Raw genomic sequence first — 17,654 nt, forward strand, 5'->3', positions numbered from 1 at the left:
CCCTCTCCCCTTCTCATTCCCTCCCCCACTCTCGACTTCGCTCGAGCGGGGGGACCCCCATCGCCCTACGGATGCTGAGCCTGCTCCCCCTGCTGCTGGTCGCGGTCTGGGCGGCGTTCGACTGGCGAACCGTGTCCGACGGCGCCATCCAGCTGGCCTCCGCCGACCCCTGGTGGCTGCTGTCCGCGTTCTTCTTCATGTGCATGGGCTGGGTTGCGGCCGCGTGCGTCCGGCAGGGCGCCGTTCCTGAACGGCTCCCTCCGGGGCTGCTGCTCGCCTCCCAGGTCGCCGCCGGCACCGCGAACCACGTACTCCCGGCGAGCATCGGCGCCCACGCCGTCACCCTCCGCTTCCTCCAGCGCCAGGGCATATCGCTCACCAGGGGCACCGCCTCGCTCGCGCTGTACTCGCTGGTCAAACCCCTGGCGAAGACGGCGGTACTCCTCGTCTTCCTCGTGGCCTTCCCGGGCGTGCTGGGGCTCGCTGAACTCGTCCCGGACGAGCGGACGTTGCATCTGATCGCCGCGGGCGTGGGCCTCGCCCTGGCCGTGGCCGCGCTGCTTCTGAAGTTCGTGCACCCGCTGCGTCGCCCGATCATCGAGTTCGTACGCACCGCCCTGACCGACGCACGGATCCTGCACACCCGGCCCAGCCGCGTCCTCGCGCTCTGGGGCGGAGCCGCCGCCACCCCGCTGCTCCAGGCCAGTGTGATCGCCTCGGTCGGCTTCTCGCTGGGCCTGCCGCTGACCTGGGCTCAGGTGACGTTCGCGCTCCTCGTCGCCAGCACGGCGGCCGGAGCCGTACCCGCACCGGGCGGCATCGGCCCCATCGACGCGGCCCTGATCTTCACGATGGTCCTCTTCGGCGCCCCCATGAGCCTGGCCACGGCGACGATCATCGGCTACCGGGTTCTGACGATCTGGGTGCCGCTGCTGCCGGGGATGCTCGTACTCTCGTGGCTGGTGCAGCGCAGGGCGTTGTGACCCGGGGCCGACGGGAGCTCAGCGGCCGGTCTCCGAACCGGTCGCGAGCAGCCCGTTGACCACCAGATTCGCCAACGCCTCGGCCGTGGCCGTGAGTTGCTGCGGTGAATCGGGGTCCGGCCTGCCCATGCGCCGGGCCAGCGGCGTCTCCACCATTCCCGAGACGGGAGGGATGACGGCGAAGAACAGCACGTCGACCGGGACGGGTGTCATGCGCCCGGAGGCACCACCTGCGCACCTCTCGCCGATCCGGATGAAATGTAATCAGGGTTGCCGCAAATGTAACTCTGGCGTCGTTACATTTGCGGTGTGACGGCCGACCTGAATGCACTGATCACACGCCTACGCGCCGCTGGGGGGCGACTGTGACGACATCGAGGTGAAGTCCGCCGCCGGTGGGCTGTCCCAGTCGCTCGCCTCAACGCTCAGCGCGCTGGCCAACCTCCCTGGCGGCGGCATGGTCGTCCTGGGCCTCGACGAACGGACGGGGTTCCGCACCTCCCCCTTGACCGACCCACAGGCCCTGAAGCAGGGGCTCGCGCTCAAAGCCCGCTCCTTCACACCTCCGGTACGCCTCACCATCAGTGACGCAGAGGCCGACGGTCATCCCGTGGTCGTTGCCCAGGTACACGAATGCGATCCATCGGCCAAGCCGTGCCGAATCGCCGCATCCGGCGCCTCGTACCTCCACGGGTACGACGGTGATTTCCAGCTCTCCCCTCTCGAGGAACAGGCCTTCCTCGCCGCACGCAGCGCACCCCGTTTCGACCGAAGCCCAGTCACAGACGCGACCATCGACGACCTGGACAGGGAGCTCACGGCCGAGTTCCTCAGCTCGGTACGAGATCACGACCCCCATGGCCTCGGCCGCTTCACCGAGGACAGCGAACTACTGTGCCGCGCAGAAGCCGTCTCCCCAGGCAGCACCCCCACCGTGGCAGGGTTGCTCACCCTCGGAATACGCCCCCAGCAGTTCTTCCCACGCTTCGTCATCCAAGCCTCCGCCGAACGCGAAGACGGCTACCCACCCTCCAGCCGGGCACGCAACCAGACCACCATCCGATCCCCCGCATGCTCGACGCCGCCCCTGGGCCTCTCCGCGATCAGCCCGACTACCGTTCCTATTCACTGAGCCATAGTGAGTCCTGCGTCCAGGACTGCCTGTCAGTGGCCTGCCGCGAACGGTCTTCGGCGGGCTGGGCCGTTGCCTGTGGTCTTCGGCGGCGTGCATCGTGTGCACGGTCCTCGGGACAGGCGCGGGTCCTGGGTGCGTGGTGGGGCCGGGTGGGTGTGTGCGCGGTGTGGGGGCGATGGTCTTCCGTACCGGCCCGGCCGCGTGTCGTCGCACACGGTTCGCCGTTTCCGGCTGGGGCGGCTTCCTTCTTCTTGAGGGGTACGGTCTTCTCTGCCCTGCGTCGCGCGCCCAGGCCCTGGCCACGCCTCCCGATCACGATCGCCGCAGCGTCGTGCCGGGACGTCTCCTGTACTGCCGTACTGGTGGCGGCGCGCCAATGAGCGGCGCCCCAGCGGCTCGAATACGCCGGATCGACCACGATCACCGCCAGCCCCGCCCGGTGCGCCATCGCCACCAGGCGGACGGCGAACTTCGCGGTCGGCATGCCCGCCACCGTGTTCCGGAACGCGCGGCCGGATCTGCCGGTCCAGCCGCACTGCTCGCGGCTGGTGTCGAAGCCGAGGTCCTCGATCACCAGCGAGGTGGCCCCGGTGGCCTTCGCCTGCCGGATCAGCGCGGAGCAGGCGTGCCGTAGTTGCGCGTCCCTGCGCGCGGTGGTGCCTTGGTAGTCGACCTCGATGCGGACCGGACGCCCGACCGGATTGCCGTGGACGTCCAGGCGCCAGGCAGCGAGATGATCGGCGTTGTGGTCGACGCCGACGATGCCGCCCGCCCGGGCCGCGGCCATCAGCGTCTCCTCGTCCACCCCCGCGGGCAGATCGGGGCGGGGCGGGGTGAAGGCGGCGGTCAGGTAACAGCGGCCGTTCTCGAAACGGATCGTGTAGCCCACCGCGCGCTGCGCCTGCACCTGCGCCTGCCATTCGGCATTGCGGTAGGCGAAGGAGCAGGTGGCGTCCAGGGTGTAGCGGCCGTGACGGTCACAGTGCTCGGCGAAGCGGGTGGCCAGCTCCGGCGGCAACTTGATCGTGACGGTGCCGTTTGGGGCGATGCTGATCGTCTGGTTGCCGTGGCGTTTGCCCGCCTCGCCGTCGGCCTCGATCCGGCACCGGGCCTCGAACCACTGCCGCCGCCACTCCTCAACACTCAACCCGGCCTGCTCCAGATGCAGCCGGGTGTGCAGCAACTCCCGGCCGCCGCGCACCACACGCACCCGTCCGGCCGCCTCATCCGCGCGTACCCGGGCCGCCACCGCCTCCAGACGGTCCGGCCTGCGCTGCTTGGCCGCCCGCACCAGGACGCTCGGGTAGCCCTTGGTCCGGGTGGCCACGTCGCACGCCGCCACCGGCACCGCGAGGCGCGCCCGCACCGTGGTGATCGCCGCATCCAGCCGCTCCAGATGCGCGGCCTGCGCACGCCGGGCCAGCGCCCACTGCTCGTTGCTGCCCCGGGTGATCGTGCCCGCCCACCGGGACGACGACAGCGCAGAGATCTCCCGCTTACGCCGGGCGAAATCCTCATTGGAATGCTTCGCACCCAGGAACACACGCTCGGCCAGGTCCCGGGCCGCCAACTGCGACACGAAACCGCCCAGCTCGACCAGGACCTCCTCGTCCCAGGGCGACAGATGCAGCCGGGTGCGCACCGCCAACGTCCCCGAACACTCCGCCAGCCGCGGCGGGGCCAGCACCCGCAACCCCGATGCCGAACGCACCACACCACCCACCAGCACCCACCCCCTCCCGCGTCGAGTCCGTCGAGTGGTTCAACGACGGCTCCCGCCCGAGGTCACCCGTTCGGCTCAAGAACTCCCGTTCCCTGGCTCCGCGGCCGCCGCCAGCGCCGCCCTGGCCCGGCCCAGCGCCGAGCGCCGACCGTACAAACGGGCGCTCGGTGACGTCCCGCACCAGGTCATCGTCCAGCTCCCCGTCGTCCAGGACCACCAGGGACCGCCCGGACGCGGACAGCGCCGCCTCCACCAACTCCACATTCATCCGGCCCAGCCGCTCCCGGTGCTCCACCACCACCCGCCCCACCAGCGGGTCGGCCAGCAGCCGTCTGGCCTTGCCCCGGTTACCGTTCATGCCCGAGCCGACCTCGGCCTCCACCCGCAGCCCCTGCCCCGCAGCCCACACCGAGAGCCGCGCCACCTGACGATCCAGATCCTGCCGCTGATCACGAGACGAGACCCGCGCGTAAAGCCCGACCCCACCCTCCGGCACAGACTCCGGCTTCGACTGCTCGATCAGGACGGTGCGCTGGTTGATCCGCCGGGCGGGAACCGGCAGTCTCCCCTCCCGGAACCAGCGATAAGCGGTCTGCGGATGGATCCCCTGCGAACGCGCCCACTCCGTGAGATTCGTCAAACTCACCGAAACGCTATGACTCAGTATCAATCAGTGAAACTCAGAATCTCGGGAGCAGTTCACAACCCCTTCATCGCCTTCCGCGAACTGATCGCCAACGCACTCGTCCACCGCGACCTCGACCACTGGTCCACAGGTATGGCCGTCGAAGTACGCCTGCGCCGCGACCGGCTGGTGATCTCCAACCCCGGCGGCCTGTACGGAATCACCGTCGACCGCCTCGGCCACGACGCCGTCACCTCCGCCCGCAATGCCCTCCTCGTCACCCTCTGCCAGCACGCCCGCACTCCTGAATCCGGTGCCCGCGTCATCGAAGCCCTCGCCACCGGAATCCCCACCGTCACCGAAGCGCTGGCCCACGCCGGACTGCCACCGGCCCGCTACATGGACGCAGGAATCCGCTTCACCGTCCTCCTGCACCGCACCGTGGAAACTCCCACAGCTCGGCAGCTCCACACCAACGCGCTGCGGGTTTACGGCGCCCTTGCCGCAGCGCCCCGCAGCGTCGCAGAGCTCCAACAACAGCTCGACCTCACCGCACCCAACATCAGGAAGATCCTGCGCGACTTGCGCGAGCGGGGTCTCGTCGAGCAGCTCGGGGGGAAAAGGCGCTCCACGACCTACCGGCAACTCGCCTCGTAGGTCGAGGCGATGAGTCCCGGTGTGGGGTCTCAGGACTTCCTTACCTGTCTGAGGGGAACCCGGCGGTGAGGTAGGCCAACAGCTGTCCCGGTGCGTCTTCCTGGAGGAGGTGGCCCGCGCCCTCGATCCAGTGCAGCTCGGCGTGCGGGATGCGCTCGTGCAGCCATTCGGCGTACTCCGGGGGGAGAATGCGGTCCTCGCGGCCCCAGATGAGGCGTACCGGAAGGGACATCCCGCCCAGCAAGTGCTCGTACGCGGCGGTGTCCGCCTGTCTGATCTGGCTGTACTGGCGGTAGAACGCGGCCTGCCCCGCGGCTGCCCGCCACGGTGCGAGGAACGTGTCGAGGACTTCCGGCCGGAAGCCGACGTGCGTGGCGTGCCGCAGGTGGCTGGCGACCAGCGCTTCGTGCGCGTAGTCCGGAAGCTGCTGGAAGACCTCCGCGTGCCCCAGGATGAGCTGGAAGAGCCCTCGCTCCCACTCACCGCCGCTCACCGCGTCGAAGAGGGTCAGGTCCCGGTAGCTCCTCTCCTCCAGTAGCAGCGCCCGCAGTGCCACGGCCCCGCCGATGTCGTGGGCGACGACGCTGGGGCAGGACAACTCCCAGTGGTCGAGGAGCCGGGCGAAGTTCCTCGCGTGAGCCGCCAGGCTGAGGTCCTGGCCCTCGTGCTGATCCGACTGGCCGAAGCCGAGATGGTCGAAGACGAAGACCGTGCGGGTACGGGCGAGCGCCGGAGCGATGTCCCGCCAGAGAAAGGAGGAATACGGGGTGCCGTGCACCAGCACGACCGGGTCTCCGCTGCCAAGGCGCCTCCACCGCACCGTCCCGTCGGGCGTCTCGAACTCCTCGCCCAGTGTCCATTTCACCCTTGGTCTCCTCTTCTGCGGCCTGACCAGCACCTTTCACCAGGAGCATCCCGACACTGCCCTGCCAAGAGGTCCAATGCCTCCCGAACTCATCAACACCACCCTTCCGCAGATGCCGTCGGCTGCCGACCTCACTCAGGCCCTCGGTCCTCCGGTGTCACCGGCGGCTCGGTGGGCGCCGGCGCGGGCGGACGGAAGAGGACGACCCGGGCCACGGGCGGGGCGAACAGGGCGGTGACAGGCGCGGAGAGGGTCCGTACGGAACGGAAGGCGCGCCCCACGACGGGGTCGCCGGGGTAGCGCTCCTGGACTCGCCGCAGGTACCAGTCGGCGACGCGGTCCGCGGGCCCGGCGGCGACCGCGCCCGGCATCTTGCGGTCCGCTCCGGCGGAGATGTCCCACGCCTGCCGGGACGCCGCCAGGAGCGCCCGCCGCCCTCAGCTCAGCCAGGGAGCCCGGCAGCAGCGACTGCGGGGCATCCTCCAGTCCATCAACAGCCGGTCGCGCGTCAGGCCTCGTCAGCCGTCAGCCGCAGCGAGATCGAGTTGATGCAGTACCGCTGGTCCGTGGGCGTCGGATAGCCCTCGCCTTCGAAGACGTGCCCCAGGTGCGAGCCGCACCTGGCGCACCGCACCTCCGTCCGCACCATCCCGTGTGACCGGTCCGCGATCAGCTCGACGTTGTCCGCCGACTTGGGGTCGTAGAACGAAGGCCAGCCGCAGTGGGACTCGAACTTCGTGTCGGAGGTGAAGAGTTCGGCGCCGCAGGCGCGGCAGGAGTAGACGCCCTTCGACTTGGTGTCCGTGTACTCGCCGGTGAAGGCGGGCTCCGTGCCGGCCTGGCGCAGCACCGCGTACTCGGCCGGGTTCAGCTCGGCCCGCCACTGCTCGTCCGGCTTTTCGATGTCGTACGCCATGAAACTCAGCCCCTCACTTCGACTGGAGGCGGTCCAGGATCCGCGGGCCCAGGTCGGTCACGTCACCCGCGCCCATGGTGAGAACGAGATCACCCGGCCCGGCCATTCCCGCGACCACGGCCGGGGCGTCCGCCTTGTCGTGCACCGGCTTCACCTCCGCGCCCGCCGCCCTCGCCGCGTCGACGATCAGCTCGCTCGTCACGCCGGGGATCGGGTCCTCGCGCGCCGGGTAGATGTCGAGGACGATCGACGCGTCGGCCAGGGACAGTGCCTGGCCCATCTCCCGGCCCAGTTCCTGGGTGCGGGAGAAGAGGTGCGGCTGGAAGACGACGAGGATGCGGCCGGCGGCGCCCGCCCGCATCGCCTCCAGGTCGGCGGTCATCTCCGTCGGGTGATGCGCGTACGAGTCGATGACCTGCACGCCCGCCGCCTCGCCCTTGAGCTGGAGGCGGCGCTTGACTCCGGTGTACGCCCCCAGCGCCGCCGCCAGCTCGGCCGCGGGGACGCCGAGCGCGACGCCCGCCGCCAGCGCGGCCACCGCGTTGCCCGCGTAGTGCCGGCCGGGCACCGAGACCGTGAAGGTCAGCTCCTCGCCGTCCAGCAGGACCGTGACCTCGCTCTTCAGTCCGTGCGGCACGATCGAGACGATGCGTACATCCGCGTCCTCGGCCTCGCCGTACGTCACGACCCTGGGCCCACCGGAAACCCGCGACGTCAGCTCCCGCGCGCCCGCGTGGTCCGCCGAGATCACCAGGGTGCCGCCGGGCACGATGCGGCCCGCGAACGTCTCGAAGGACTCGTAGATCTCGTCCATGGAGGCGTAGTTGGCGTGGTGGTCCAGCTCCACGTTCAGCACGATGGCCACCTCGGGCGCGTACTTGTGGAAGCTGCGGTCGCTTTCGTCGGCCTCGGCGACGAAGATCTCGCCGTCGCCGTGCAGCGCGTTCGAGCCGGGGGCATCGAGGTCCCCGCCGATCGCGTACGAGGGAACCAGACCGAGCTCTGACAGCGACACCGCCAGCATGGACGTGGTCGTCGTCTTGCCGTGCGTACCCGCCACCGCGAGGGGCCGCAGCCCCTCCATCAGCGAGGCGAGGGCGTCCGACCGGTGAACCACCGGGATCCCGAGCTCGGCGGCCCGGGCCAGCTCCGGATTGTCCGCACGGATCGCGGACGAGACGACCACGCACGTGGCGTCATCGGCAAGGTGCTCGGCGGCGTGCCCGATGTGCACGGTCGCGCCCAGCGCCCGCAACGCCTCGGCCGTCGCGGACTCCTTGGCGTCACTCCCCGCCACCTTGGCCCCACGCTGAGCGAGAATCTTCGCGATCCCCGACATCCCGGCCCCACCGATCCCGATGAAGTGCGGTCGGTCCATGGCGGTAGGAAGGCCGGCTGCCATGCGTGTTTCTCCCAAGGGTGCGGTACGACGTCGGGCGCGCCCGCTCTTTGGGGCGCGGCCCCAGCCTATTCGAGGCCGCGAAGCGCCTGCGCTGGGCTGGGCCGGGAGCGCCGTAGGGGCTGACGCGGTTCGTTTGGCCGCGGGTCCCCGGAGCCCTACACCTTGCTGTGCGAGAACAGCTTCAAGACCGGCACCCCCACCTTGTGCCGAGCCCGCGAGGCCCAGTCGCGGTGGAAGAACTCCTCCACGTAGTGGGGATCGGTGAGCACGATCACCTCGTCCGCGTCGGCCTCCTCGACAAGGGACTTGAGCGAATCCAGCGGATGGTGCTCGATCAGCCGCCCCACCGCCTGCGCCCCCGCCGCCCGCAGGGCGACCAGCGAGACGTCGAGGGCCCGCTGCCCCTCACTGACCGCCTGCTCCCCGGCGGGAGCCTCCAGCTCGCGCGCCGCCTCGTCCAGCGAGCCGAGCGCCACGTCGTCGATGGCCCGCAACAGCCGCGCCGCCTGCTCGCCGCGCGGCTGGAGCAGCACATGGAAGGCGACCTCCTCCTCCCCGTGCAAGCCGGTGACGAACTCCACGTCGGCGGACGTGAGGGCCTTCTCGATCATCAAAACGCTTGTGAACACGACAGGCGCCCCTTCTCCAGTGAGGGCCGTCGTCGGCCCTGCTCCTCCGTGGACCCGTTTCCAGGCCCGCGAAAATCATCCTGCCCCGTACCCGCACGGATACCGCGAGAATCTGGGCCCGTCCGGCGGATGATCAACCGGAACGATCAGCTCCGCCGCAGCACGTCCCCCATCACGTCCGACGGTAGCGACTGAACAGGAACCCGGCCTCCTCCAGCAGAGACGTCAGCTCGAACCGTTTGGGCACCGCCACCCGCGGCCCGCCCGCGATGCGCTGCGCGTCCCCGGCCGTCAGCATCGGCGAAACGGTCAGACACAGCTCGTCGAGTACCCCCGCCGCGACCAGCTGACCGAGCAGCCGCGGCCCGCCCTCGGTCAGCAGCCGGTGCAGACCGCGCTCACCCAGGGCGCGTACGGCACGGGCGGGGTCCACGCCCATGCCGTCCCCGGCGATCAGCACCTGCACGCCGGCCTTCTCGGCGGCCGCGATCCGGTCGGGAGCCGCCGCGGCTCCCGTGAGCAGCAGCGTGGGCAGCAGGGGCGAGGTGAACAGCGGCAGCGTGAAGTCCAGCTCGAGGCCGGCGCTCACCACCGCGATCGCGGGCGCCGGGCCTTGTCCGGCGGCCTCCCGGAGCGCGGCGAAGTCCTCGCGCGCGCGTGCGGGCCGGTACCCCTCCTGCCGTACGGTCTCCGCGCCGACCAGCACCACATCCGCGAGCCCCCGCAGCGTGCCGAAGATCCGCATGTCGGTGGCCCCGGAGATGGGCTGCGAGCGGCCGTCGTGCTGGGCGGCGCCGTCGAGCGTGGAGACCATGTTGGCCCGCAGCCAGGGCTCCCGGCCGCCCGGACCGTGCTCGGGATACGCGTAGGCCGCGGCCAGCTCGGCCAGGCTCCACTCGCGGTCCGCGTCGCCCCCCAAGGGCGCTGTCTCATCGGTCACAGGGAACAGGCGTCGCATATCGGCAGTGTGGCACGGCCCGTAGAGTAGATAAGCGTGTCCACTTCCACCGCAGCCTCCGGGACCGGCCCCACCGCCGAAGCGACCCCGCTGTCCCTGTGCGCCCGCGAGCCGCACGTCCCCGCGGACCGGCTGGTCGCCGAGATGGTGCCGCCGCCGCGTTTCGACTCGGTCCGCTTCAGTACGTACATCCCGGACCCGAACCAGCCCAGCCAGAGCGAGGCCGTCAGGGTGCTCGACGGCTTCGCGACCGGGCTCGGCGGGGCGCACGCAAGCGGTGCGGGCAAGCGCCGCTGGTTCTCCCGCAAGCCGGAGCCACGGCCGGCCGGCCCCCGCGGTGTCTATCTCGACGGCGGTTACGGCGTCGGCAAGACGCACCTGCTCGCCTCCCTGTGGCACGCGACCCCGGCGGAGCCCGCGCTCAAGGCCTTCGGCACGTTCGTGGAGCTGACGAACCTGGTCGGCGCGCTCGGCTTCCAGCAGACCGTGCGCACTCTCAGCGGCCACCGGCTCCTCTGCATCGACGAGTTCGAGCTGGACGACCCCGGCGACACCGTCCTCGTGTCCACGCTGCTGGGCAAGCTGGTCGAGGCGGGCGTGGCGCTCGCGGCCACCTCCAACACGCTGCCCGGCAAGCTCGGCGAGGGCCGGTTCGCGTCGGCCGACTTCCTGCGGGAGATCCAGGGGCTTTCCGCGCACTTCCGCGCGCTGCGCATCGACGGCGAGGACTACCGCCACCGCGGGCTGCCCGAGGCCCCGGCGCCGTTCTCCGACGAACAGGTCACCAAGGCGGCGTACGCCACCGAAGGCTCCGCGCTCGACGACTTCCCGCGTCTGCTGGCGCACCTCGCCCGGGTGCACCCCAGCCGGTACGGCGCGCTGACCGACGGCCTGAAGGCGGTGTGCCTCACGGATGTGGGGCCGGTCCCGGACCAGTCGACCGCGCTGCGGCTCGTCGTCCTCGCCGACCGGCTGTACGACCGTGAAGTGCCGGTCCTCGCCTCCGGGTTGCCCTTCGACCAGCTGTTCAGCGAGGAGATGCTGAAGGGCGGTTACAGGAAGAAGTACTTCCGGGCCATTTCCCGGCTCACCGCGCTGGCCCGCGACGCCAAGGGTCTGGTGGAGAGCTGATCGCCGGGAACTCTCAGGGGTTCCTTTCAGGTTCTCTTCAGGGTGAAACGCTAAGTTAACCCTGCAAACAACTTCCCGCGTTAGCTTGGCTGTTGACGTGAGAAGTCTTGACCGGAGAGCGGCTGGGAGGAGGCGCATGTTACGAGGTACGACGGCCCGGACGCTGTATGGCGTACTCGCCGCCGTCCTACTGGCCCTGCAGCTCTTTGCTCCCACCGCCTCCGTCGCGTCCGCACACCCGACGACCGAATCCGCGGCCGGCGCCGAACCGGCAGGCTGCGGCGAGGGCAAGCATCTCAACGCCGAGACAGCACCCCTGAGGGTCCGCGACCGGCAGCGCTCCGCGGACTCCGCCCAGGAGAATCCGGCGCGCGCCCTGTGGGCCCGGAATCCCGCGGCCGAGCACGGGGACCCGGCACACGCCGTGGCCGCCGCGTCGCTCCGTACACCCAGATGGTCAAGAGCCCACTCCACAGCGGTACTTCAGGTCTTCCGTTGCTGATCTGACCGCCGGAAACGGACCGTTCACGACCCACCCTCACCACGCCACGTCTGCCGAGCGCGCGACGTGGGGGTCGTGCCGACGTGCCCTTATGCGCTCTGACTTGTCAACCGACGTACCGTCACGGCACGCCAGGTACACACCGACGCGCCCCCTCATGGCGCGCCAGGAGGAACTGACACATGCAGCCCCTCATCGATCACGCACGCTCCTTCCGCAAGCAGTCCGCCGAACGCCCGGAGGAGTTCGCCCGCCTCGCCGAAGGCCAGTCCCCGCAGGTGCTGTTCATCACCTGCTCCGACTCGCGGGTCGTCCCGGCCCTGATCACCGGAGCCCGGCCCGGTGAACTCTTCGAACTGCGCACCGCGGGCAACATCGTGCCCCCCTACGCCTCCGAGCAGCCCACCAGCGAGGCGGCCACCATCGAGTACGCGGTGGAAGTCCTCGGAGTCGACGACATCGTCGTCTGCGGCCACTCCCACTGCGGCGCCGTCGGCGCCCTGGTACGCGACGAGGACTTGACCGCCGTACCCGCCGTCCGCGACTGGCTCACGCACGCAACACCCAAGCCAATAGGGGCAGTTGAGGACCCGACCGTCACCGACGCCGTTCAGGGCCACATACTCGCCCAGCTGCTGCGGCTCCGCTCGTACCCGTGCGTGGAGCGGCGCCTGACGTCCGGTCAACTACGGCTGCACGGCTGGTTCTACGAGATCCACACCGGCTCCGTACTGGCCCATGACGCCCAGTCCGATGTCTTTGCGGAGCTCTGAGGCGACGATGCTCAACAAGTACCCCTATCTGCGGCAGGACTTCACCGCCTCACTCGTCGTCTTCCTCGTCGCCCTGCCGCTGTGCGTGGGCGTCGCCGTCGCCTCCGGAGTACCGGCCGAACTCGGCCTGGTCACCGGCATCGTGGGCGGGCTCGTCACCGGTTTCCTGCCCGGCAGCAGCCTTCAGGTCTCGGGTCCGGCCGCCGGTCTGACCGTGCTGGTCTTCGAGGCGGTCCGCGAGTTCGGGCTGCCCGTGCTCGGTGTCATCGTGCTGGCCACCGGACTGATCCAACTCCTCATGGGTGCCCTGAAGTTGGGGCGCTACTTCCGGGCCATCTCGGTGGCCGTCGTCGAGGGCATGCTGGCCGGGATCGGGCTCGTGCTGATCGCCGGGCAGCTCTACTCGGCGGCGGGCGTGGAGGCCCCGGCCTCCGGTCTGGCCAAGCTGGCCGGGCTGCCGGGGCTGCTCGCCGACTCCGCCATGTCCACCGAGGCGCTGGCCTCCCTCGGGCTCGGGGCCGGCACGATCGCCGTTCTCGTCCTGTGGAAGCACCTTCCGAAGCAGGTCCGTACGGTGCCGGGAGCGCTCGGCGCGGTCGCGCTCGCCACGATCGTGGCGCTGGTGTTCTCACTGCCCGTCGCGACCGTCGAGGTCCAGGGCCTGCTCGAATCGATCCAGCCGCCGGGACTCGGCGCCTTCGGTGACCTGGCAAGCGTGGGCCTGCTGGGCACGATCGCGGCCTTCGTACTGATCGCCTCCGCGGAGTCGCTGTTCAGCGCAGCCGCCGTGGACCGGCTGCACGACGGACCCCGCACCGAGTACGACAAGGAACTGATGGCGCAGGGCGCGGGCAACACCGTCTGCGGTGTGCTGGGCGCGCTGCCGATGACCGCGGTGATCGTGCGCAGCTCCGCCAACGTCCAGGCGGGCGCGAAGACCAAGGCGTCCCGGGTGATGCACGGCGTATGGCTGCTGCTGTTCGCGGCGCTGCTGCCCGCGGTACTCGCCTACATTCCGCTGCCGGCGCTCGCGGGCATCCTGGTGCACGCGGGCTGGAAGCTCATCCCGCTGCGGGGGATCGCGTCGATGTGGCGTGATCACCGGGGCGAGGCGCTGATCCTGATCGTCACGGCCGTGTCGATCGTCGCGGTGAACATGTTCGAGGGCGTCCTGATCGGGCTCGGCCTGGCCATCGCCAAGACGGCCTGGGAGGCCTCGCACATCAAGCTGGAGATCATCGACAAGGGAGCGGGGCCGGTCCAGGCGTACCTGTCCGGCAACGCCACCTTCCTGCGGCTGCCGAAGATCCTCGACAGCCTGGAGGCGCTGCCCCAGGACCGGCCGGTGGAGCTGGACCTCTCCGGCCTGCACCACCTGGACCACGCCTGCCGCACGGCCCTGGAGAACTGGGCCGAGCGCCACAGCGCGACGGGAACGGAGCCGGTGAAGGTCAACACCCCGTAGCGGCCCGCACGCGCGATCAAGAACCTGGTCCGAGGCTCGACCGAGCCTCGGACCAGGCATATCGTGAAAGAAGTTACTTAAGCGGCGACTCGGACGACTCAAACGACAGGGGGTCGCCACCATGCTTGAGGAGTTGCTGGCCGCGGGCATCGCGGCCGGAAGCGCGGGACTGGTGTACTTCGCGGCAGCGGCCCGCATCGTCAGGCAGTACGAGCGGGGTGTGGTCCTGCGGCTCGGGCGGCTGCTCGGTGACCCGCGCCCGCCCGGATTCACCATGATCATCCCTGGCATCGACAAGCTGCAGAAGGTGAACATGCAGATCGTGACGATGCCCGTGCCGGCCCAGGAGGGCATCACACGGGACAACGTCACGGTGCGGGTCGACGCGGTCGTCTACTTCAAGGTGATCGACGCGGCCAACGCGGTCATCCGGGTCGAGGACTACCGCTTCGCGGTCTCCCAGATGGCGCAGACCTCGCTGCGCTCGATCATCGGCAAGAGCGACCTCGACGACCTCCTGTCGGACCGCGAGAAGCTCAACCAGGGCCTGGAGCTGATGATCGACAGCCCGGCCGTCGGCTGGGGCGTGCAGGTCGACCGGGTCGAGATCAAGGACGTATCGCTGCCGGAGACGATGAAGCGGTCGATGGCCCGGCAGGCCGAGGCCGACCGTGAGCGCCGGGCCCGGATCATCAACGCCGACGCGGAACTTCAGGCCTCGAAGAAGCTGTCACAGGCCGCCGGAGTGATGGCCGAACAGCCCGCCGCGCTCCAACTCCGGCTGCTGCAAACGGTGGTGGCGGTCGCCGCCGAGAAGAACTCCACGCTGGTGCTGCCGTTCCCGGTGGAGTTGCTGCGGTTCCTGGAGCGGGCGCAGCAGGACGCTCCGGCGCTTGGCGAAAGGGAACGGGGTGAACGGGGTGAGCCCACGACTCCCCCGCAGTCCGCGACTGCCCCGCCGTCCGCGACTCCCCCGGCGTCCGGTTCGTCTGGCGATCAGTCACTGCCCGAGTCGCTCAGGTCCCCCGGGTCGCTCGGGTCGCCAGAGCCGCCCGGGTCACGCGAGTCGCTCGGGCCCCCCGGGTCGCCCGACGATCAGTGAGGCGCCACGCTACGCGCGTGGTTCACGCCACCACCAGCGCGTGATACACACATGCGGGTCAGAGTCCTGTCCGCCAACAGGAAGGCCACCCCATGTCCACCACACGACGCCAAGTACTCGCCCGCTCCGGTGCCCTGGGAGCGGGCATCGCGTTCTCCGGCGCCCTGTCCGAACTCTTCGCCGGTACGGCCACCGCGCTCGGCCACTCCGGATACGGCCCCCTCGTTCCCGACCCCAAGGGCCTGCTCGACCTGCCGAAGGGTTTCCGCTACCGCGTGCTGTCCCGCGAGGGCGACGAACTCCGCTCCGGCGAGGGCAAGGTGCCCAGCAACCACGACGGCATGGCCGCCTTCGCCGGGCGTTCCACGGACAGGCACTCAGGCCGCGTCCACCTGGTCCGCAACCACGAGAACCGCAACACCGCGAAGCTCGCCGTCCCGACAGTCAAGGGGCTGACGTACGACCCGGAGGGCAAGGGCGGCTGTACGACGCTGACGCTCGACGCGCGCGGGAAGGTGCTCGGCGAACGAGTCGCGATCGCCGGTACCGCCGTCAACTGCGCGGGCGGACCCACCCCTTGGGGCACCTGGCTGACCTGCGAGGAGACCGAGGACAAGGCCGGCACGAACGGCTACACCAAGGACCACGGCTTCATCTTCGAGGTCGACCCGGCCGACCCGCACCGCACCGGTGCCGTGCCCCTCACCGCGATGGGCCGCTTCCAGCACGAGGCGATCGCCGTCGACCCGAAGCGGGGCATCGTCTACGAGACCGAGGACGCCTTCGAGAAGCCCTTCGGCCTCTTCTACCGCTTCCTGCCCAACAAGCCCGAGGGCGGCAGAGGTTCGCTCCGCGCGGGCGGCCGGCTCCAGGCGATGCGCGTGCCCGGCGTACCGGACCTGTCCAAGATCCAGGAGACGGGCGCCACCTTCGACGGCATCGAGTGGGCGGACGTACCGGACCCGCTCGCCGCCGAAACCCCCATCCGTCTCCAGGACTTCGGCCCCAAGGGCATCACCCACGCCCAGAAGCTGGAGGGCTGCTACTGGGGCGGCCGGAGCGTGTACTTCGTCTCCTCCTTCGCCCGCAGCGCCGAGGGCTCCGCCGCCGACCACTACGGCCAGATCTGGCGCTATGACCCCGACGCCCGCCAACTCACCCTGGTGATCGTCTTCGGCCCCGACACGGACGTACAACTCCCCGGCGAGTCCCCCGACAACATCTGCCTCGCCCCCACCGGCGGCCTGATGGTGTGCGAGGACGGCGGGGGCGCCCAGCATGTGTACGGCGTGACACGGCGGGGCGAGGTGTACGCGATGGCCCGCAACCGCCAGAACGTGGGCACGCCCGAGGAGCCCGAGTGGGGAGAGTTCGCGGGCGTCACCTTCTCGCCGGACGGCAAGACGATGTACGTGAACTGCTACGCGCCGGGAACGACGTTCGCGGTGACGGGGCCCTGGCGCAGGTAGCCCGCCAGGCGGTGCCGAGCGGCGGCCGTCGGCGGCTTCGACCTTTCGATTCATCACCCCTGGTGCTGAAAGCGATCGGAGCCTCGTGTTGGACGGCTAGAACGTCGAGGTGGAGGCTGAGGCGTACCGAATGAATCCCCCAGGAGCCCCAGGAGGAACCTCCATGCAGACACGCACCCTCGGCGAGGTCCAGGTCGGCGCGATCGGTCTGGGCGGCATGCCGATGTCCATCGAGGGGCGCCCCGACGAGCGGCGTTCGGTCGCGACGATCCATGCCGCGCTGGAGGCGGGCGTGACCCTGATCGACACGGCGGACGCCTATCACCGGGACGCGAACGAGGTCGGTCACAACGAGTCCCTGATCGCCCGGGCGGTCGCCGAGTACAGCGGCGACACCTCGGACGTGCTGATCGCGACGAAGGGCGGCCACCTGCGCCCGGGCGACGGCTCGTGGACGCTGAACGGCTCGCCCGAGTACCTGAAGAAGGCCTGCGACGCGTCACTCCAGCGGCTCGGCGTCGAGGCCATCGGGCTCTACCAGTTCCACCGCCCGGACCCGAGGGTCCCCTACGCGGAGTCGGTCGGAGCGATCCGCGATCTGCTGGACGCGGGAAAGATCCGCTTCGCGGGCATCTCGAACGCCGACCCCGACCAGATCCGGTTGTCCAACGAGATCCTCGGCGGCCGGCTGGTGAGCGTACAGAACCAGTTCTCACCCGCTTTCCGCTCCAGCGAACCGGAGTTGGAACTGTGCGCGGAACTCGGCATCGCGTTCCTGCCCTGGAGCCCGCTGGGCGGCATCGCACAGGCCGGCGAGCTGGGCTCGCGGTTCGCCGTGTTCGCCGACGTGGCCCAGGCGCACGGGGTGAGCCCGCAGCAGGTATGCCTGGCGTGGATGCTCGCGAAGGCCCCAGTGGTGATCCCGATCCCGGGTTCCTCCCGCCCCGAGACCATCCGCGACTCGACCGCCGCCACAGAGCTGAAGCTGTCCGCCGATGACCTGGCCCGCCTCGACGCGGCGTGACGAGCTGACGAGCAGCACGGCGGAGGCAGGTTCACCGGTGCGGGCATCGCTCGCACCGGGTCCGGCCTCGGCCTACGCTGGAGCCATGAGCGACTACTGCGGCACCGGCGGTCGCTCCGAGGCCGCCCGGGAGACCCCTAAAGCCCCGGCTGCGAGGCCCGAGGACCCGCCCTTCGCCGAGTGCGTCCTGTGCCGCAGGCCCACGGAGTACCCGGAGTCGTACAAGGGGATCACGCTCTGCCCCGTCTGCGAGTGGCAGGAGGCGGAGCGCAACGCCTGCTCCGGGTGACAGCGA

General features: G+C 70.2%; 18 protein-coding genes and 2 pseudogenes. 11 read left to right on the forward strand and 9 right to left on the reverse strand.

Annotation, left to right across the window (positions count from 1 at the left end):
• Positions 1-71 precede the first annotated feature (71 nt).
• Complete coding sequence (locus G6048_RS25030; protein WP_165341840.1) at positions 72-983, forward strand: lysylphosphatidylglycerol synthase transmembrane domain-containing protein; 912 nt, start codon at positions 72-74, stop codon at positions 981-983.
• Between the two features lie 18 nt (positions 984-1,001).
• Here G6048_RS25030 and G6048_RS25035 read toward each other — a convergent pair whose 3' ends face one another.
• Complete coding sequence (locus G6048_RS25035; protein ID WP_235990273.1) at positions 1,002-1,196, reverse strand: hypothetical protein; 195 nt, start codon at positions 1,194-1,196, stop codon at positions 1,002-1,004.
• 166 nt (positions 1,197-1,362) lie between these two features.
• Here G6048_RS25035 and G6048_RS25040 point away from each other — a divergent pair, with 166 nt between their 5' ends.
• A complete protein-coding gene (locus tag G6048_RS25040; RefSeq protein WP_206342097.1) occupies positions 1,363-2,115 on the forward strand; it encodes an AlbA family DNA-binding domain-containing protein in 753 nt (250 codons plus the stop codon).
• Here G6048_RS25040 and G6048_RS25045 read toward each other — a convergent pair.
• A complete protein-coding gene (locus G6048_RS25045; protein WP_165341841.1) occupies positions 2,105-3,847 on the reverse strand; it encodes a transposase in 1,743 nt (580 codons plus the stop codon). The two genes, G6048_RS25040 and G6048_RS25045, sit on opposite strands and share 11 nt — an antisense overlap.
• A 69-nt stretch (positions 3,848-3,916) precedes the next feature.
• Positions 3,917-4,481 (reverse strand): annotated as a pseudogene (locus tag G6048_RS25050) (IS607 family transposase).
• Between the two features lie 33 nt (positions 4,482-4,514).
• Here G6048_RS25050 and G6048_RS25055 point away from each other — a divergent pair.
• The gene (locus G6048_RS25055; protein ID WP_206342098.1) at positions 4,515-5,123 is read left to right on the forward strand and encodes an ATP-binding protein; all 609 of its coding nucleotides are present in this window, start codon (positions 4,515-4,517) and stop codon (positions 5,121-5,123) included.
• 40 nt (positions 5,124-5,163) lie between these two features.
• On the opposite strand, the gene G6048_RS25060 is transcribed toward G6048_RS25055, so the two are convergent.
• From G6048_RS25060 to G6048_RS25085, 6 genes and pseudogenes are all read right to left on the reverse strand, one after another.
• Positions 5,164-5,988, reverse strand: coding sequence for an alpha/beta fold hydrolase (locus tag G6048_RS25060; protein WP_165341843.1), 825 nt, complete (start codon positions 5,986-5,988; stop codon positions 5,164-5,166).
• Between the two features lie 131 nt (positions 5,989-6,119).
• Positions 6,120-6,422 (reverse strand): annotated as a pseudogene (locus G6048_RS25065) (monooxygenase); the annotation flags it as partial.
• A 74-nt stretch (positions 6,423-6,496) separates the two neighbouring features.
• A complete protein-coding gene (gene msrB, locus G6048_RS25070; protein WP_165341844.1) occupies positions 6,497-6,904 on the reverse strand; it encodes a peptide-methionine (R)-S-oxide reductase MsrB in 408 nt (135 codons plus the stop codon).
• Between the two features lie 13 nt (positions 6,905-6,917).
• Positions 6,918-8,306, reverse strand: a complete 1,389-nt coding sequence (murC, locus tag G6048_RS25075) for a UDP-N-acetylmuramate--L-alanine ligase (RefSeq protein WP_165341845.1) — start codon at positions 8,304-8,306, stop codon at positions 6,918-6,920.
• A gap of 155 nt (positions 8,307-8,461) precedes the next feature.
• Positions 8,462-8,935: an indole-3-glycerol phosphate synthase gene (locus tag G6048_RS25080; protein ID WP_165341846.1), complete on the reverse strand. Its 474-nt coding sequence runs from the start codon at positions 8,933-8,935 to the stop codon at positions 8,462-8,464.
• A 172-nt stretch (positions 8,936-9,107) separates the two neighbouring features.
• Positions 9,108-9,893, reverse strand: a complete 786-nt coding sequence (locus G6048_RS25085) for a pyrimidine reductase family protein (protein WP_165341847.1) — start codon at positions 9,891-9,893, stop codon at positions 9,108-9,110.
• Between the two features lie 36 nt (positions 9,894-9,929).
• On the opposite strand from G6048_RS25085, the gene zapE reads away from it, so the two are divergent.
• From zapE to G6048_RS25125, 8 genes are all read left to right on the forward strand, one after another.
• Positions 9,930-11,024 carry a cell division protein ZapE gene (gene zapE, locus G6048_RS25090; protein WP_165341848.1) on the forward strand — a complete coding sequence of 365 codons (1,095 nt, stop codon included), beginning with the start codon at positions 9,930-9,932 and terminating at the stop codon, positions 11,022-11,024.
• Between the two features lie 136 nt (positions 11,025-11,160).
• The gene (locus G6048_RS25095; RefSeq protein ID WP_165341849.1) at positions 11,161-11,526 is read left to right on the forward strand and encodes a hypothetical protein; all 366 of its coding nucleotides are present in this window, start codon (positions 11,161-11,163) and stop codon (positions 11,524-11,526) included.
• 182 nt (positions 11,527-11,708) lie between these two features.
• Positions 11,709-12,299, forward strand: coding sequence for a carbonic anhydrase (locus tag G6048_RS25100; RefSeq protein WP_165341850.1), 591 nt, complete (start codon positions 11,709-11,711; stop codon positions 12,297-12,299).
• A gap of 7 nt (positions 12,300-12,306) precedes the next feature.
• Positions 12,307-13,764: a SulP family inorganic anion transporter gene (locus G6048_RS25105; protein WP_165341851.1), complete on the forward strand. Its 1,458-nt coding sequence runs from the start codon at positions 12,307-12,309 to the stop codon at positions 13,762-13,764.
• Between the two features lie 121 nt (positions 13,765-13,885).
• Positions 13,886-14,866, forward strand: a complete 981-nt coding sequence (locus G6048_RS25110) for a slipin family protein (RefSeq protein WP_206342099.1) — start codon at positions 13,886-13,888, stop codon at positions 14,864-14,866.
• A 92-nt stretch (positions 14,867-14,958) separates the two neighbouring features.
• A complete protein-coding gene (locus tag G6048_RS25115; protein WP_165341852.1) occupies positions 14,959-16,335 on the forward strand; it encodes a PhoX family protein in 1,377 nt (458 codons plus the stop codon).
• A 163-nt stretch (positions 16,336-16,498) separates the two neighbouring features.
• Entirely contained in the window at positions 16,499-17,359 is an 861-nt protein-coding gene (locus G6048_RS25120; RefSeq protein WP_165341853.1) for an aldo/keto reductase, read from the forward strand.
• An 85-nt stretch (positions 17,360-17,444) separates the two neighbouring features.
• On the forward strand, positions 17,445-17,648 hold the full coding sequence (locus G6048_RS25125; RefSeq protein WP_165341854.1) for a hypothetical protein: 204 nt from the start codon (positions 17,445-17,447) through the stop codon (positions 17,646-17,648).
• The last annotated feature ends 6 nt before the right edge of the window (positions 17,649-17,654 follow it).

The organism is Streptomyces ureilyticus (assembly GCF_011045025.1).
Taxonomy (GTDB): domain Bacteria; phylum Actinomycetota; class Actinomycetes; order Streptomycetales; family Streptomycetaceae; genus Streptomyces; species Streptomyces ureilyticus.

Coding starts and splice junctions, on each gene's coding strand:
- G6048_RS25030 (WP_165341840.1), top strand. CDS start 72: ATGCTGAGCCTGCTCCCCCTGCTGCTGGTCGCGGTCTGGGCGGCGTTC.
- G6048_RS25115 (WP_165341852.1), top strand. CDS start 14,959: ATGTCCACCACACGACGCCAAGTACTCGCCCGCTCCGGTGCCCTGGGA.
- G6048_RS25125 (WP_165341854.1), top strand. CDS start 17,445: ATGAGCGACTACTGCGGCACCGGCGGTCGCTCCGAGGCCGCCCGGGAG.
- G6048_RS25110 (WP_206342099.1), top strand. CDS start 13,886: ATGCTTGAGGAGTTGCTGGCCGCGGGCATCGCGGCCGGAAGCGCGGGA.
- G6048_RS25095 (WP_165341849.1), top strand. CDS start 11,161: ATGTTACGAGGTACGACGGCCCGGACGCTGTATGGCGTACTCGCCGCC.
- G6048_RS25120 (WP_165341853.1), top strand. CDS start 16,499: ATGCAGACACGCACCCTCGGCGAGGTCCAGGTCGGCGCGATCGGTCTG.
- murC (WP_165341845.1), bottom strand. CDS start 8,306: ATGGCAGCCGGCCTTCCTACCGCCATGGACCGACCGCACTTCATCGGG.
- G6048_RS25085 (WP_165341847.1), bottom strand. CDS start 9,893: ATGCGACGCCTGTTCCCTGTGACCGATGAGACAGCGCCCTTGGGGGGC.
- G6048_RS25105 (WP_165341851.1), top strand. CDS start 12,307: ATGCTCAACAAGTACCCCTATCTGCGGCAGGACTTCACCGCCTCACTC.
- msrB (WP_165341844.1), bottom strand. CDS start 6,904: ATGGCGTACGACATCGAAAAGCCGGACGAGCAGTGGCGGGCCGAGCTG.
- G6048_RS25035 (WP_235990273.1), bottom strand. CDS start 1,196: ATGACACCCGTCCCGGTCGACGTGCTGTTCTTCGCCGTCATCCCTCCC.
- G6048_RS25100 (WP_165341850.1), top strand. CDS start 11,709: ATGCAGCCCCTCATCGATCACGCACGCTCCTTCCGCAAGCAGTCCGCC.